The 13911-nt window shown below is 68.2% G+C and carries 13 protein-coding genes; 7 read left to right on the forward strand and 6 right to left on the reverse strand.

The window, feature by feature from the left end:
• Nucleotides 1-33 precede the first annotated feature (33 nt).
• The 4 genes from def to IEV56_RS08395 are packed head-to-tail and all read left to right on the forward strand — an operon-like array spanning nt 34 to nt 4446.
• Nucleotides 34-543 carry a peptide deformylase gene (def, locus tag IEV56_RS08380; protein WP_188449803.1) on the forward strand — a complete coding sequence of 170 codons (510 nt, stop codon included), beginning with the start codon at nt 34-36 and terminating at the stop codon, nt 541-543.
• Complete coding sequence (gene fmt / locus IEV56_RS08385) at nt 544-1464, forward strand: methionyl-tRNA formyltransferase (protein ID WP_188449805.1); 921 nt, start codon at nt 544-546, stop codon at nt 1462-1464.
• Nucleotides 1461-2762: a 16S rRNA (cytosine(967)-C(5))-methyltransferase RsmB gene (gene rsmB / locus IEV56_RS08390; RefSeq protein WP_188449806.1), complete on the forward strand. Its 1302-nt coding sequence runs from the start codon at nt 1461-1463 to the stop codon at nt 2760-2762. The genes fmt and rsmB overlap by 4 nt, the downstream gene beginning before the upstream one ends.
• Nucleotides 2740-4446, forward strand: coding sequence for an ArnT family glycosyltransferase (locus tag IEV56_RS08395; protein WP_188449809.1), 1707 nt, complete (start codon nt 2740-2742; stop codon nt 4444-4446). Before rsmB ends, IEV56_RS08395 begins: the two co-directional genes overlap by 23 nt.
• Before the next feature lie 4 nt (nt 4447-4450).
• Here IEV56_RS08395 and IEV56_RS08400 read toward each other — a convergent pair whose 3' ends face one another.
• On the reverse strand, nt 4451-5479 hold the full coding sequence (locus IEV56_RS08400; protein WP_188449811.1) for a hypothetical protein: 1029 nt from the start codon (nt 5477-5479) through the stop codon (nt 4451-4453).
• A gap of 101 nt (nt 5480-5580) precedes the next feature.
• On the opposite strand from IEV56_RS08400, the gene trkA reads away from it, so the two are divergent.
• Together trkA and IEV56_RS08410 are read left to right on the forward strand one after the other, a co-directional pair.
• Nucleotides 5581-6960 (forward strand): Trk system potassium transporter TrkA, encoded by a 1380-nt coding sequence (gene trkA, locus IEV56_RS08405; RefSeq protein ID WP_188449813.1) that lies wholly within the window; start codon nt 5581-5583, stop codon nt 6958-6960.
• Complete coding sequence (locus IEV56_RS08410) at nt 6957-8411, forward strand: TrkH family potassium uptake protein (protein WP_229730224.1); 1455 nt, start codon at nt 6957-6959, stop codon at nt 8409-8411. Before trkA ends, IEV56_RS08410 begins: the two co-directional genes overlap by 4 nt.
• 6 nt (nt 8412-8417) lie before the next feature.
• On the opposite strand, the gene IEV56_RS08415 is transcribed toward IEV56_RS08410, so the two are convergent.
• The 5 genes from IEV56_RS08415 to IEV56_RS08435 form a co-directional block, all read right to left on the reverse strand.
• Nucleotides 8418-9704, reverse strand: a complete 1287-nt coding sequence (locus IEV56_RS08415; protein WP_188449820.1) for a GGDEF domain-containing protein — start codon at nt 9702-9704, stop codon at nt 8418-8420.
• 123 nt (nt 9705-9827) lie between these two features.
• Nucleotides 9828-10442 carry a trimeric intracellular cation channel family protein gene (locus tag IEV56_RS08420; protein ID WP_188449823.1) on the reverse strand — a complete coding sequence of 205 codons (615 nt, stop codon included), beginning with the start codon at nt 10440-10442 and terminating at the stop codon, nt 9828-9830.
• Nucleotides 10443-10478: 36 nt separating this feature from the next.
• Nucleotides 10479-11987: a PH domain-containing protein gene (locus IEV56_RS08425; RefSeq protein ID WP_188449830.1), complete on the reverse strand. Its 1509-nt coding sequence runs from the start codon at nt 11985-11987 to the stop codon at nt 10479-10481.
• Nucleotides 11968-12465, reverse strand: a complete 498-nt coding sequence (locus IEV56_RS08430; protein WP_188449837.1) for a PH domain-containing protein — start codon at nt 12463-12465, stop codon at nt 11968-11970. Before IEV56_RS08430 ends, IEV56_RS08425 begins: the two co-directional genes overlap by 20 nt.
• Complete coding sequence (locus IEV56_RS08435) at nt 12462-13355, reverse strand: LpxL/LpxP family acyltransferase (protein WP_188449840.1); 894 nt, start codon at nt 13353-13355, stop codon at nt 12462-12464. The genes IEV56_RS08430 and IEV56_RS08435 overlap by 4 nt, the downstream gene beginning before the upstream one ends.
• 104 nt (nt 13356-13459) lie before the next feature.
• Between IEV56_RS08435 and dtd the strand changes: the two genes are divergently transcribed.
• Entirely contained in the window at nt 13460-13897 is a 438-nt protein-coding gene (gene dtd, locus IEV56_RS08440) for a D-aminoacyl-tRNA deacylase (RefSeq protein WP_188449842.1), read from the forward strand.
• Nucleotides 13898-13911: the final 14 nt, after the last annotated feature.

Here is a 13911-nt window from a genome sequence, read left to right on the forward strand (position 1 = left end):
GCCCTCCACGCATCGCCCGCATTCCGGACCCCCATGAGCCTGCTGACCATCCTCGAATACCCCGACAAGCGCCTGCGCACCGTCGCCACGCCGGTCGAATCGGTCGATGACGCCTTGCGCGCGCTGATCGACGACATGTTCGAAACCATGTACGACGCGCCCGGCATCGGCCTGGCCGCGACCCAGGTCAACGTGCACAAGCAGTTGATCGTGATGGACATCTCCGAGGACAAGAGCGAGCCGCGGGTGTTCATCAACCCGCAGATCGTGGCGAAGGACGGCAGCCAGGTCTATCAGGAAGGCTGCCTGTCGCTGCCGAACGTGTTCGCCGACGTCAAGCGCTGGAACACCATCACGGTCAAGGCCCTGGACCGCGACGGCCGCGAGTTCACCCTCGAGGCCGACGGCCTGCTGGCGGTCTGCATCCAGCACGAGATGGACCATCTGGCCGGCAAGGTGTTCGTCGACCACCTGTCGCCGCTGAAGCGCGCGCTGGCCGAGAAGAAACTGGCCAAGCAGCGCAAGCTCGCCGAAGAGGCCTGAGTGGCGCTACGCATCGTCTTCGCCGGCACGCCGGAATTCGCCGTGCCGAGCCTGCGCGCCTGCGCCGAGCGCGGCGAAGTGGTCGCCGTGTACACCCAACCCGACCGTCCGTCCGGCCGCGGCCGCCAGCTGCAGGCCTCGCCGGTCAAGCAGGCGGCGCTGGAGCTCGGCCTGCCGGTGCAGCAGCCGCTGAACTTCAAATCGGACGAGGCGGTGGCCGTGCTGCGCAGCCACCAGGCCGACTTGATGGTGGTGGTGGCCTACGGCTTGATCCTGCCGCAGGCGGTGCTCGACACCCCGCGCTTGGGCTGCTGGAACGTGCATGCCTCGCTGCTGCCGCGCTGGCGCGGCGCGGCCCCGATCCAGCGCGCCATCGAAGCTGGCGACGCCCGCACCGGCGTCTGCCTGATGCAGATGGAAAAAGGCCTGGACACCGGCCCGGTGCTGTTGCGCCTGGCCACCGACATCCGTCCGCACGACAACGCCGGCAGCCTGCATGACCGGCTGTCGCTGCTCGGCGCGGAAGTGCTGGGTGACGGCCTGAAACTGGCGCGCGCCGGCTTCAGCCTGCATGCCGAGCCGCAGCCCGAGGACGGCGTGACCTACGCGCGCAAGATCGAGAAGGCCGAAGCAGTGTTGGACTTGGCGCAGGACGCCGCCGTGCTGGCCGACAAGGTGCGCGCGTTCAACCCCTGGCCGGTGGCGGAACTGTCCCTGCTCGGCGAGCGCGTGCGCATCCACAAGGCCCAGGCTCTGCCGGGCGGTTCCGGCCAGGCGCCGGGCAGCCTGCTTGCCGCCGGCAAGGACGGCATCGACATCGCCTGCGGCCAGGGCACGCTGCGTCTGCTCAGCCTGCAACGCGACGGCGGCCGTCCGCTGTCGGCCGCCGATTACCTCAACGCGCGGCCGTTGCCGGTTTGAATCCGGCCGGCGCCCAGGTCCGCGTCGCCGCCGCCCGTGCGGTGCTGCAGGTGCTGCAGGGCCGTTCGCTGAAGGCGGCCATGGCGCAGGAGCGCTCCGCCTTCGCCGACGCCCGCGACCGCGCCCTGTTGGAGGCCGTCTGCCACGGCGCCATCCGCCATCGGCGTACGCTTGAGTTCGCGCTTGCGCATTTTTTGGCTCAGCCGCTGGAGCGCCGTGACCCGCTGGCGCATGCCTTGCTGTTGATCGGCCTGGCGCAGTTGCATGTGCTGGCATTGCCGGCGCATGCCGCGGTGTCGGCCACCATCGAGGCCGCGCGTCTGCTCGACCGCGGCGCCCGCGCCGGCTTGATCAACGCGGTGTTGCGCCGCAGCCAGCGCGAGGGCTTGGCGCAAAGCGACGACCCCGGCGTGCGCGGCAACCATCCGGATTGGCTGTTGCGGCAACTGCAGCAGGATTGGCCGCAGGACTGGTCGGCCATCATGGATGCCAACAACGCGCAGGCGCCGCTGTGGCTGCGCGTCAACGGCCGGCGCACCACGCGCGCGGCGGTTGCGGCGATGCTGCAGGACGCCGGCGTCGCGCATCATCTGCCGGAGTTTCCGCCGCAGGCCATCCGCATCGACGACGCCATCGCGCCGACCCGCCTGCCGGGTTGGGACGAGGGTCTGATCACGGTGCAGGATCTGTCCGCGCAGCTGGCGGCCGAAGCCCTGGCGCCTGGCGCGGGCGCGCAGGTGTTGGATCTGTGCGCGGCGCCCGGCGGCAAGGCCGCGCAATTGGCCGAACGCGATCCGGCGCAGCTGGTCTTGATCGACATCGACGCCGAGCGCCTGCAGCGCGTGCAGGATCTGTTCGGCCGTCTGCAGTTGCAGGCGGAAACCGTGCGCTTCGCCGCCGCCGATGCCGCGCTGCCGCTGCCGGATTCTTTGCCGGCAGCCTACGACGCCATCCTGCTGGACGCGCCGTGTTCGGCCACCGGCATCATCCGCCGCCAGCCGGACGTGAAGTGGCACCGGCAGCCGAAGGACATCGCGGCCCTGAACACCCTGCAGTGGCGTCTGCTGAAGAACGCCTGGCGCCATCTGCGCCCCGGCGGCCGCCTGCTGTACAGTACCTGTTCGGTGCTGAAGGCGGAGAACGAACTGCTGGCCGCGCAGTTCCTGGCGCAGAATCCGGACGCGCGCGCTTTGCCGCTGGACGCGCGTTTTGGTAGGGTAAGCGGCGTTGGCCGGCAACGTCTGCCCGGCGAAGATGGCGGTGACGGTTTCTTCTATGTCTTATTCGAACGCATCTGAATCCGGCGCCGGTGGCGCGCTGAAGCCCTCGGCCGTGCTGTGGTTCTTCGCCATCGCCTTCGTGCTGCTGTTCGCCGGTTACGGCCTGCGCGATCCCTGGCCGGCCGACGAGCCGCGCTTCGTGCTGGTGGCCAAGCAGATGGTGGAAAGCGGCCAGTGGCTGTTCCCGCACCGCGGCCAGGAGCTGTATCCGGACAAGCCGCCGGTGTATTTCTGGCTGCTGTCGGCCGCGCATGCGCTCACCGGCAGCTGGCGTTGGAGCTTCCTGCTGCCATCGCTGCTGTCCGGCATGGCCGTGCTGTGGCTCACCTTCGATCTGGGCCGGCGCCTGTGGAATCCGCGCAGCGGCCTGTGGGCGGCGGTCGCGGTGCTGGCGTCGCTGCAGTTCCTGTACCAGTTCAAGCGCGCGCAGATCGACCCGACCTTGGTGGCGATGACCACCGCCTCGTTCTACCTGATCGCGCGCCATCTGCTGGAGCGCCGCGACTGGCGCCTGCTGTACGCCGGTTTCCTGCTGGCCGGTCTGGGCGTGATCACCAAGGGCGTCGGCTTCCTGCCGTTGTTGGCGTTGGCGCCGCTGGCGCTGTACCGCCGTTACGGCTTCGCGCCACTGACGCCGGCGCAGCCGGGCGATGTCTGGCGTTGGACCGCGGCGTTCGGTTTCCTGCTGCTGCCGATCGCGCTCTGGCTCGGCGCCATCGTTACCCTCGGCCTGACCTCCGGCAATCCCGAACATGCCGAATACCTGAACAACATTCTGTTCAAGCAGACCGCCGAACGCTATGCCAATCCCTGGCACCACCACGAACCGTTCTGGTATTTCGCCGAAATCATCGCGCTGTTCTGGTTGCCGTTCTCCTTGGCCGGCTTCTGGTTGTGGCGGCCTTGGCGCGCCGCGTTCGCGCAGCGCGACCTGAGGGTTGTGTTGCCGCTGGTCTGGGGCCTGCTGGTGGTGCTGTTCTTCAGCCTGAGTTCCGGCAAGCGCGACATGTACATCCTGCCGGCGTTGCCGGCCTTCGCGTTGGCGGCGGCGCCCTATCTGCAGGCCGTTTCCGAACGCGCCGGCTTCCGCCGCCTATTGCTCGCCTTCGTGCTGCTGCTGGGCGTGCTGCTGGCCGGCTTGGGCGCGGCGGCGCTGCATGGTCAGGCCGGCTTCGCGGACAAACTGATCGCCGAGCGCGGCTTGGGCGAGGAAGTGCGTTGGCTATGGTGGATGCTGTGCGCTGTCGGCGCCATCGCCCTGCTGGCCGGCCTCTGGCTGCGCACGCGCGGCGCGCTGGCCGCCGCCGCCATCGCGCTGTCCGGGGTCTGGCTGGGTTACGGCTTGGTCGCGCATCCGGTGCTGGACGCCAGCAGTTCGGCCGCGGCGCTGATGCAGCGCGCCTATGTGCAGGCCGGGCCGGGCACGGAGATCGGCTTGGTGGCCTGGAAGGAACAGAACCTGCTGCAGGCGCGCGGGCGCGTCACCGAATTCGGTTTCCGCCGCGCCGAGCGCGAGCAGCTCGAACGCGGCATCGCCTGGATGGCGCAGAGCCCGCAGACGCGCGTGCTGATGGTGAACGAGATCACGGCGCTGGATTGCGTCGATTTCGGCGGTACCGGTACCTTGCCGTTGGAGAAAGCCAACCGCCGCAGCTGGTGGCTGGTCAATGTGCAGGCCGTAACGCGCTGTCAGACACCCTAAGCGCTCAGCCGGCGTCGCTCGAACTCCCGAATATCTTCGAGGCCATGGCCCGGCCCAGCAGTTGGATCACGGCGCGTGGATGCGGCGGCACCACCAGTTCCGCCAGTCGCGGCGGATCCGACAGCATGCGCGGCGTCGCGTCGCCGTCGCCTTGCCACGCCGTGAACCGGATGCCGTATTCGGCGGCCAGCCATTCCAGGTCTTCGGCGTGGCGCCGGGCCACCGCCCGCGCGATGTGCGGATGCAGACGGATCGGCGGCTGTGCCGGCGCCAGACGTTCGAGTTCGCGCATCAGTGCGAAACCGCGCCGGACGGATTCGGGACTGCGTTCCGGCCGGTAGCGAAGCACGCTGTGCAGGCAGAACAGGCTGATCAGGCCGATCGATTCGTTCTGGCGCGCCACCTCAGGGAGCGCGGCTTCGATGCCGAACGCACGCGAAAGCCGTTGCCGGAAGTCCGCAACCACGCAGCCTCCATGCAGGGCGGCGCGGTCGAACGCCGCGACCGACAGCGCGCCGGGAAAGACCGAGCGCCAATTCAGTGCGGCGGCCTTGATGGGATAGCGGAAGCGCGCGGGATGGAACCACTCCGTCCGGGTGTCATGCTTCATATGTTCCTGTAGAAGTGATCGGTGGAAATCTACCGGATCACGCACATAGAAAAAGACATGGAACGTCCAGACGCCTCGGCGCTCAAAATCAGCCCGAAGTTGTGCGATTGCCTCCTGCGGCAATTCGGCCAGTGCCTCCGAAGATATCACCAGCCGCATGCTGTCGCCGTGGTGAGTATCGAATGCCTTCCAGAATTCCGTTCGAGCCGTTTGAAGGGATTCGGCTGTAGGGAAATTCAACCGAATCCAGCCAGGAAGGCGCTCATACGGCAGATACAAAGCACCCAATAGGGCATGTGTCGGAAGTGCGGAGTCGTGGCTTTGTATGTAGTCGAAGTCTGAATCCGTGCTCGCGGCTAAGGCTTGCTGGATTGAGCTGCTTCCCGCCTTGGCGCTGCCAATGTGGATGACCAGTGTTTTCACGAGAACACACCTAGAAGCCTACTATCTTTTGATTGTAACAAAAACGGTGCGCGCGCCGCCGCGCTCCGCTATCATGGGCGGCAGAAGGGACGGGGCATCGAATGAAAATTCTCATCTTGGGCGCGGGTCAGGTCGGTAGTTCGGTCGCGGCCGCGCTGTCGGTCGAGGACCAGAACGACATCACCGTGGTCGACCGCGACCTGACGCGCCTGCGCGAGCTGACCGAAAAGCTCGACATCCGCACCGTCACCGGCCATGCCTCGCTGCCCAGCGTGCTGGAGCAGGCCGGCCTGGACGAGGCCGAGCTGCTGGTGGCGGTGACCTCCTCGGACGAGGTCAACATCATCGCCTGCCAGATCGCCGCACAGCGCCAGGATCCGCCGACGCGGGTGGCGCGCCTGCGCGAACAGGAATACCTGGCGCTGGCCCGCCAGGGCCTGGGCGGCGAACCGGCGGTGACCGCCGCGATCAGCCCCGAGGAGCTGGTCTGCCGGCACGTGGAACGCCTGATCGCCACACCCGGCGCGTTGCAGGTGCTGGACTTCGCCGGCGGCCGCGCGCAGCTGGTGGCGGTGCGCGCCCTGCGCGGCGGCGCCCTGGTCGGGCACGAGATCCGCGAACTGCGGCACCATCTGCCGCAGGGCATGGACGTGCGCGTGGCCGCCATTTTCCGCGGCGGCAAAGCCATCAAGCCGGAGGGCATCACCGTCATCGAGGCCGGCGACGAGGTGTTCTTCCTGGCGCCGCACGGCGCGATCAAGGCGATGATGGGCGAGCTGCGTTCGGCCGACAACCGCTCCACCAAGCGCATCTTCATCTCCGGCGGCGGCGGCATCGGCCGGCGCCTGGCCAAATCGCTCGAGCGCCGCTATTCGGTCAAGATCCTGGAGCGCTCGCGCGACCGCGCGCGCACCATCGCCGAGGACCTGATCGGCACCATCGTGCTGGTCGGCGACTGCGCCGACGAGGACCTGCTGCGCGAGGAGAACATCGACCAGACCGACGTGTACTGCGCGCTGACCAACGACGACGAGGCCAACATCCTGTCGGCCATGCTGGCCAAGCGCCTGGGCTGTCCGCGCGTGGTGGCGCTGATCAACCGCGCCTCCTACGCCGAGCTGGTCGAGGGCAGCACCATCGACATCGCCATCAGCCCGCAGTCGGTCACCCTCAGCGCGCTGCTGTCGCACATCCGCGAAGGCGCGCCGGAGCGCGTGTACTCGCTGCGCCGCGGCGCCGCCGAGGCCATCGAGGTGGTGGTGCGCGGCGACCGCCGGACTTCGCGCGTGATCGGCCGCGAACTAGACGAGCTCGACCTGCCGCATTCGGCCACCATCGGCGGCATCGTGCGCGGCGACGCGCTGATGATCGCGCACCACGACGTGGTGATCGAGCCCGGCGACCACGTCATCCTGTTCGTCAACGACAAGCGCGACCTGCCGGCGGTGATCGACCTGTTCAAAGAGGTCGACTGGCTTTGAGCACGCGCGCCAAGGCCATCGCCCGGGTGTTCGGCGCGGTCACCGCGCTGTCCTCGATGATCACGCTGCCGTCGCTGGCGCTGGCCCTGCTGTGGGGCGAGCCGACCGCGCTGCCGTTCGCCGAGGCCGGCCTGCCGCCGATGCTGGCCGGCGCCCTGCTCTGGTTCATGTTCCGGCACAGCCGCTACGAGCTGCGGGTGCGCGACGGCTTCGTGGTCACCGCCGGCATCTGGATCATCGCCAGCCTGGTGACCGCGGTGCCGTTCTACCTGGCGCTGCCGCAGCTGAGCTACACCGACGCCGTGTTCGAGGCCACCTCCGGGCTGACCACCACCGGCGCCACGGTGCTGACCGGACTGGACGCGCTGCCGCGCAGCCTGCTGTTCTTCCGTTCCTCGTTGAACTTCTTCGGCGGCATGGGCATCGTGATCCTGGCGGTGGCGGTGCTGCCGATGCTGAAGATCGGCGGCATGCACCTGTTCAAGACCGAGATCACCGGGCCGGTGAAGGACAACAAGCTGACCCCGCGCATCGCCGAGACCGCGCGCACGCTGTGGGTGGTGTACATCGGCCTGAACCTGCTGTGCGCGCTGGCCTATTGGGCCGCCGGCATGGACTGGTTCGACGCCGTCAACCACGCCATGACCACGGTCGCCACCGCCGGCTTCTCCACCCATGACGCCAGCTTCGGCTACTGGGACAGCGCGCTGATCGAGGGCATCGCCATCGCCTTCATGCTGCTCGGCGGCATCAGCTTCAGCATGCACTGGTACGCCTGGCGCGCCGCCACGGTCAGCCACTACCAGGCCAGCAGCGAGTTCCGCGCCTATATCGCCATCGCCGTCACGTTCGTGCTGCTGGTGACCGGCTATCTGTGGCTGTCCGGCGAAGTCACCGGTTTCGACCAATCGTTGCGGCATGCCGCGTTCCAGACCGTGTCGCACCTGACCACCACCGGCTACGCCAGCACCGGCTTCTCGCATTGGCCGGGCATGCTGCCGGTGCTGATGGTCATGCTCGCCTTCATCGGCGGCTGTTCCAGCTCCACCGCCGGCGGCATCAAGGTCGCGCGCGTGCAGCTGGTCATCCAGCAGGGCCTGCGCGAACTGAAGCAGCTGGTGCATCCGAAGGCGCAGTACCTGGTCACCATGGGCGGCAAGCGGGTGTCGGAAAGCGTGGTGATCTCGGTCGCCGGCTTCTGCGCGCTGTACATCACCGTGTACGTTGTGCTGGTGCTGCTGCTCTCGGCCGACGGCCTCGACCTGCCGACCGCCTTCTCGGCGGCGGCGTCCTGCCTCAACAACCTCGGCCCGGGCCTGGGCCAGGTGACGCTGCATTACCAGGTATTGAGCGATTTCTCGACCTGGCTGATGAGCTTCGCGATGCTGCTCGGCCGCCTGGAGATCTTCACCGTGCTGGTGTTCTTCATGCCGTCGTTCTGGCAGGAGTGATTCGGCTCAAAGATGGAGGCGGTTGCCGCCGGCGCTCTTGGCGGCGTACATCGCCTCGTCGGCGCGGCGCAGCAGCTGCTTCTCGTCCTCGCCGTGCTCCGGACTGAGCGCCAGCCCGATGCTGGCCGAGATGCGGACGGTTTCGCCGGCCAGCTCGAACGGCTGGTCAAGCGCCTGCAGGATGTTGTCGGCGACGCCGCGCACCCACTGGCCGGATTCGATGTCTTCCAGCAGCACCACGAATTCGTCGCCGCCGAAGCGCGCGACCGTATCGGATTCGCGCACGCCGCGCAGGATGCGCCGGCTCACGTGCTGCAGCAGCGTATCGCCGCCGGCATGGCCGAAGCGGTCGTTGATTTCCTTGAATTTGTCGAGATCGATGAACAGCAGCGCCAACGCGCCCTTTCCGCGGCGGTTGCGGTGCAGCGCGCGGCGGATGCGGTCGTGGAACAGCTCGCGGTTCGCCAGACGGGTCAGCGCGTCGTGCAGGGCCAGGTGCCGCAGCCGCTGCAGCAGTTGCCGACGCTCGATGGTGGCGGCCACCTGCACCGAGACGAACTCCAGCAGTTCCGTTTCGTGCGGGCGGAAGCCCGCGCTGCCCGCCATCAGCATGCCGATGGTCCGGTTCCCGGATTTCAAGGGAATGCCCAGGCATTCCAGACCGCCGTCGCCGAGTCCCGCCAGCACGGGCTTGCCGGCGGCCGCGACCGCGCGGCAATGGGCCAGCACCTCGGCGTCATGCGCGTCGCCGCCGGCGTCCGGCGCGACCGGAAAACGGATTTCGCCGCTGTCTTCCTCGTATAGCGCGATGCAGATGCGCACCGTCGGCATCAGGTCGTTGAGGATGCCGACGACCTTGGCGAACAGGGCGTCCGGATCGCCTTCGCCGTGCGCGGCTTCGGAAATGGCGTATACCGCGGCCTGGCGCAGCGAGCCCAACCGGCGTTCGCCCACGTCGCGCGCCACCGCCACCCGCAGCCGCTCCGATTCCGACCAGCGCGCCGACCAGGACAGGTAGGCGATGCCGCCGTCCTTGCGCACGTAGCGGTTTTCGAAGCCGATCTTCTCGGCGCCGTGCACCACCTCGTCGGCCGCCTGCAGCGTGCGTTCGCGGTCGTCGGGATGCACGAAGCCGATCATCGGCTTGCCGACCATCTCCTCCGGGCGGTAGCCGAACACGCGTTCGCCGCCGGCGCTGATGTGCACGAAAAGGCCTTCGTCATCCACCACGCAGACGGCATCGAGCAGGAAGTCGACGTAGGTTTCCAACAGGCTGAAGGCCTTGCCTTGCATATGCTTCCCATCGCACGCGGATCTTCCGTCCATTAGATAGCAGCGCCAAGGTGGCGTCAATTGCGCGCAAGGCGCCTGCGCCGTGTCACCGGGCAAAGGCCGATGATGGCTCCGGAACCGTTTCTAGCTGCCCCGGTGCGCCGGCAGGTGCAGCTTCCAGCGGATCGCCGCGCCGCGCAGGGAAAACCCGGCCAGCACGCCCAACGCCGCCGGCCACGGCGCGGGCAGGCCCAGCTGGTCCAGGCCGACGAATAGGCCGGCGCCGACCAGCGAGGTGGTCACGTACAGTTCGTGCCGCATCAGGATCGACGGCACGCCGATGGTGACGTCGCGGATGACGCCGCCCAGGCAGGCGGTGATGACGCCCGCGGCGACGGCGGACACCGGCGAGACGCCGAACAGCATGGCCTTGTTCGCGCCGTACACCGAGTAGGCCGCGAGTCCGGCCGCGTCGAACCACTCGAACGCCCGTTCCGGCCACCAGCGCAGCGGCACCAGCCAGGCCGCGACGGCGATGACCACCGACAGGATGATCGGCATGGAATCGTGCATCCAGAACACCGGCGCGTCGATCAGCAGGTCGCGCAGGGTTCCGCCGCCGACCGCGGTCACCAGCGCGAAGAAGCAGACGCCGACCAGGTCGACGCGTTGGCGTACCGCCACCAGCGTGCCCGATACCGCGAACACCGCCAGGCCGGCGATGTCGAGCCAGGGCAGAAGCGAGCGGATTTCATCCATGCGGACAACCTGTTTTGCGGAGGGCGCTTAAGCCTATCATTCGGCGATCGCGGCCGCGATGGCGTCGTGCAGGGCCACGGCCTCGGCCAGCGGCAGATAGCGCACGGCCAGCGGCGGCTCGAAGCTGCCGGCGTTGACGGTGTCGCAGAACACCGTGGCCATGCCGTGCCGGCGGTCGAACGGCGACTGCTTCAGGTACACGGCCTGCACCTTGCGTACTTCGGCGAAGCGCCAGGTCTTGCCGATCCAGCCTTCGCGTACGGCGATCAGGCCGTTGCCGTACGAATAGCCGGCGTGCTTGGCCCATTGTTTCGATTGGAACCACAGCCACGGATGCGACAGCAGCAGGAGCAGGCCCCAGGCGTGCAGCCAGTACACCAGGATCGCGGCGGGAACCAGCAGGAACAGCGCCGGCGCCTTGAATTCGCGCTTCCAGGCGTCGGGGTGCAGGGGCCGCCAGCCGTCCACCGGCCACGCACGTGCCGGCAGCACCGTGTTGATGATGCCGGCGACCTGTTCGGCGTCGGCGATGGGCGCCAGCTGCCAGTGCGCCTCCATGGTTTCCGACTTCGCGCCCTTGCCGCCGGCCGCGTCCACGCGCAGGTCGAAGCGTGCCACCTGACGCTGCAGCCAGCTTTGGCGCAGGGTCCAGGCTTGGATGCGGGTGCGCGGCAACGCGCCCTCGAAGCGGTTCAGCAGGCCGCGCGCCAGACTCAAGCGTTGGCGGTCGGCGCGCAGGGTGAAGCCGTGATAGTGCAGGAACGCCTGCGCCACCGAAATCAGGCGCAACGCCACGAACGCCACCAGCAGCACCAGCAGGCCGGCCAGCGCATAGCGCGCCGGGCCGATCGCGGTCAGTTCCGCGCCCTGGTTCCACAGCCAGCCGGCGGCGCGGTTCAGCGTCGCGCGCGCCAGGCCTTGATCGAATTGGAAGGCGGCGCCGAGCCCGGCGGCGACCAGCACCATGCCCTTGTTAGACACCAGTCCCAGCTTCAGCAGTTCGCGCCAGTCCAGCTGCAGCAAGGGCGCGTCCGCCGCGTTGCCGGCGTCATCGTCGGCCACTCCGGCCCCGGCGGGCGGCGTTTCGGCTTCGCCGCTGCGGACCAACTGCCGGAGACGCTCGGCCTCGGGCAGCCCGAGCACGCGCATGCGGCCTTCTTCCTTGTCGCCGCCGCCGGTTTCCAGGCGCACTTCGGCCACGCCCATCAGCCGGTGCAGCGGGTTCCGGTGCAGGCTCACGTTCTGGATGCGGGTGAAGGCGATGTCGCGCACGGTGCGCTGCAGCAGTCCGGAACGGATCACGATGCGGTCGGCGCCGATGCGGTAGCGGAAGCTGTAGTAACGCGCCACCGCCAGCGGCACCATCACCCCGGCGCCGATCAGACCCCAGAATTCGTAGCGGTCGCCGCGGCCGGTGAACAGCAGGATCAACAGCGGCACGATGAACTGCTTGAGCACGTTGAACAGCTCGAACAGCCAGGACAGCGGATGCAGCCGCTGCTCCGGCATGCCGGCGGCGATGGCCTCAGAGCGCGCTGTCGTCACGGCGGTGGTCCGGAATCAGCGCATCGCGCAGCAGGGTGGCGGTTTTCAGGCTGAAGCCGCCCTGCTTCAGGGCATGGCTTTGCGTGCCGGCGGTATGGATCACCAGCGTGGCCAGGCCGCGTGCCCGTTCCAGCGGGCCGTTGTGGATGTCCAGATGCTGCACCCGCGAGCGCGGCACGAACACCTCGCTGCGCCACCAGCGGCCCTTGCGCAGGCGGAAGCCGCCGTCCTCCAGGCGCCAGAACGTGCACCACCAGCGGCTGTGTCCGACCAGCAGGCCCAAGCCGATGCAGGCCAAGGCCACCGGCACTGTCACGCTCAGCCCCCACCAGCCCGGCATCAGGGTCAGCGGCAGGATGGTTGCCGGCACGATCGGAATCAGGAACGGCAACAGCGTGGAGACCCGCATCAGCGGTCGGGCGGCCGGGTCGAGGCGGTTCCACTCCCGGGAGTCCGGCGTTTGCGCGTCATAGGTCATCGGTAAGTGCTCTTGTCGGTGCGGTCGGGTCGTATGCTGAAGCGTTTGTAGGTCCACTGGTACTGCCGGAAGTCACGATCGGCGATGGCCTGCACGCGCCGGTTCATGGCCGCCAGCGCCACTGACAGGTCGGGGTCGTGCAGCCCCGGTTCCTCGGCTTCGAAGTGCAGGCTGAAGCCGTCGCCGCGGCGTTCGGCATAGGCGAACAGCACCGGCGCGCCGGTGCGCTGTGCCAGCTTGGCGATCAGGCTGAGAGTCAGCGCCGGGCGGCCGTAGAACGGCGCGAATTCGCCGCCGCCTTCCTTGGGTTGGTGGTCCGGGGTGATACCGACCGTCTCGCCGTTCTGCAGGGCGCGCAGCAGCGGCCGCATGGCGGTGGCCTCGGCCGGCACCAGGCGCACGTTGTCGCCGCCGCGTGCCAGCTGCAGGAAGCGGTCGGCGCCGGCGCTTTCCGGCACCCGGTACACCAGGCTGAACGGCCCGCGCGCGGCCAGGCATTCGATCACCAGTTCCCAGTTGCCGTAATGCGGTACCGCCAGCAACACACCCTTGCCGCGGGCGCGGGCCTCGGCGTACAGCGCCTCGCCGTGCACCTCGTTCACCAGAGCCAGCACCCGCTGCCGCGGCCGGGTCCAGACCGCCAAGGTCTCCATCAGGGTCTGGCCGGTCGAGCGCATCAGTTCGCGGGTGTGTTGCTCCCGTACGGCCGGCGTCTCGGCCAAGCCGATCAGTGCCAGGTTGCGCCGGGTGACGCGGGTCTCCCGGCTGTTCATGGCATAGCCCAGGCGCCCTATTGCCCCGCCCAGAATCCGTAGCCAGGACAGCGGCAACAGGCCGATGAGCCAAGCCGATCGGTACAGGATTTGGCCGTAAAAAGCGGAGCGCGTCATCGTGTCAGTGTACGGGATTTGGCCTTTTCCGGAATTTGCGGAACTTTTTCCGGGATGTATCGGTCTAACTGTGCCGAAACCCCGCAAAAGGCCGTCCGCCGCGCATGATTGCCCTGATCCAGCGTGTCAAGCACGCACACGTTGACGTCGCCGGCGAGCGGGTGGGTCAAATCGGCCAGGGCCTGTTGGTGCTGGCCGCGGTACAGCCCGGCGACACCCCGCAACGCATCGAGCGCATGGCCGCACGCCTGCTCGGCTACCGCGTGTTCTCCGATGCCGCCGGCAAGATGAACCTGTCGGTGCAGGCGGTCAATGGCGGCGTGTTGTTGGTCAGCCAGTTCACCTTGGCGGCCGACACCGATTCCGGCATGCGGCCCAGCTTCACCTCGGCCGCACCGCCGGAAGAGGGCTTGGCCGGTTTCAATGCGCTGGTCGAAGCCGTGCGCCGCCGGCACAGCGAGGTGGCCACCGGCCGCTTCGGGGCCGACATGCAGGTCGGTCTGCTCAACGACGGTCCGGTGACCTTCTGGCTTGAAACATAAGTTGTTTTAATTCA

The organism is Arenimonas maotaiensis, from assembly GCF_014638745.1.
GTDB lineage: Bacteria > Pseudomonadota > Gammaproteobacteria > Xanthomonadales > Xanthomonadaceae > Arenimonas > Arenimonas maotaiensis.

What these genes read in the sequence shown, in the direction of transcription:
- def (WP_188449803.1), top strand. Translation starts at nt 34, where the DNA reads ATGAGCCTGCTGACCATCCTCGAATACCCCGACAAGCGCCTGCGCACC.
- IEV56_RS08395 (WP_188449809.1), top strand. Translation starts at nt 2,740, where the DNA reads ATGTCTTATTCGAACGCATCTGAATCCGGCGCCGGTGGCGCGCTGAAG.
- trkA (WP_188449813.1), top strand. Translation starts at nt 5,581, where the DNA reads ATGAAAATTCTCATCTTGGGCGCGGGTCAGGTCGGTAGTTCGGTCGCG.
- IEV56_RS08415 (WP_188449820.1), bottom strand. Translation starts at nt 9,704, where the DNA reads ATGCAAGGCAAGGCCTTCAGCCTGTTGGAAACCTACGTCGACTTCCTG.
- IEV56_RS08420 (WP_188449823.1), bottom strand. Translation starts at nt 10,442, where the DNA reads ATGGATGAAATCCGCTCGCTTCTGCCCTGGCTCGACATCGCCGGCCTG.
- IEV56_RS08430 (WP_188449837.1), bottom strand. Translation starts at nt 12,465, where the DNA reads ATGACCTATGACGCGCAAACGCCGGACTCCCGGGAGTGGAACCGCCTC.
- IEV56_RS08435 (WP_188449840.1), bottom strand. Translation starts at nt 13,355, where the DNA reads ATGACGCGCTCCGCTTTTTACGGCCAAATCCTGTACCGATCGGCTTGG.
- dtd (WP_188449842.1), top strand. Translation starts at nt 13,460, where the DNA reads ATGATTGCCCTGATCCAGCGTGTCAAGCACGCACACGTTGACGTCGCC.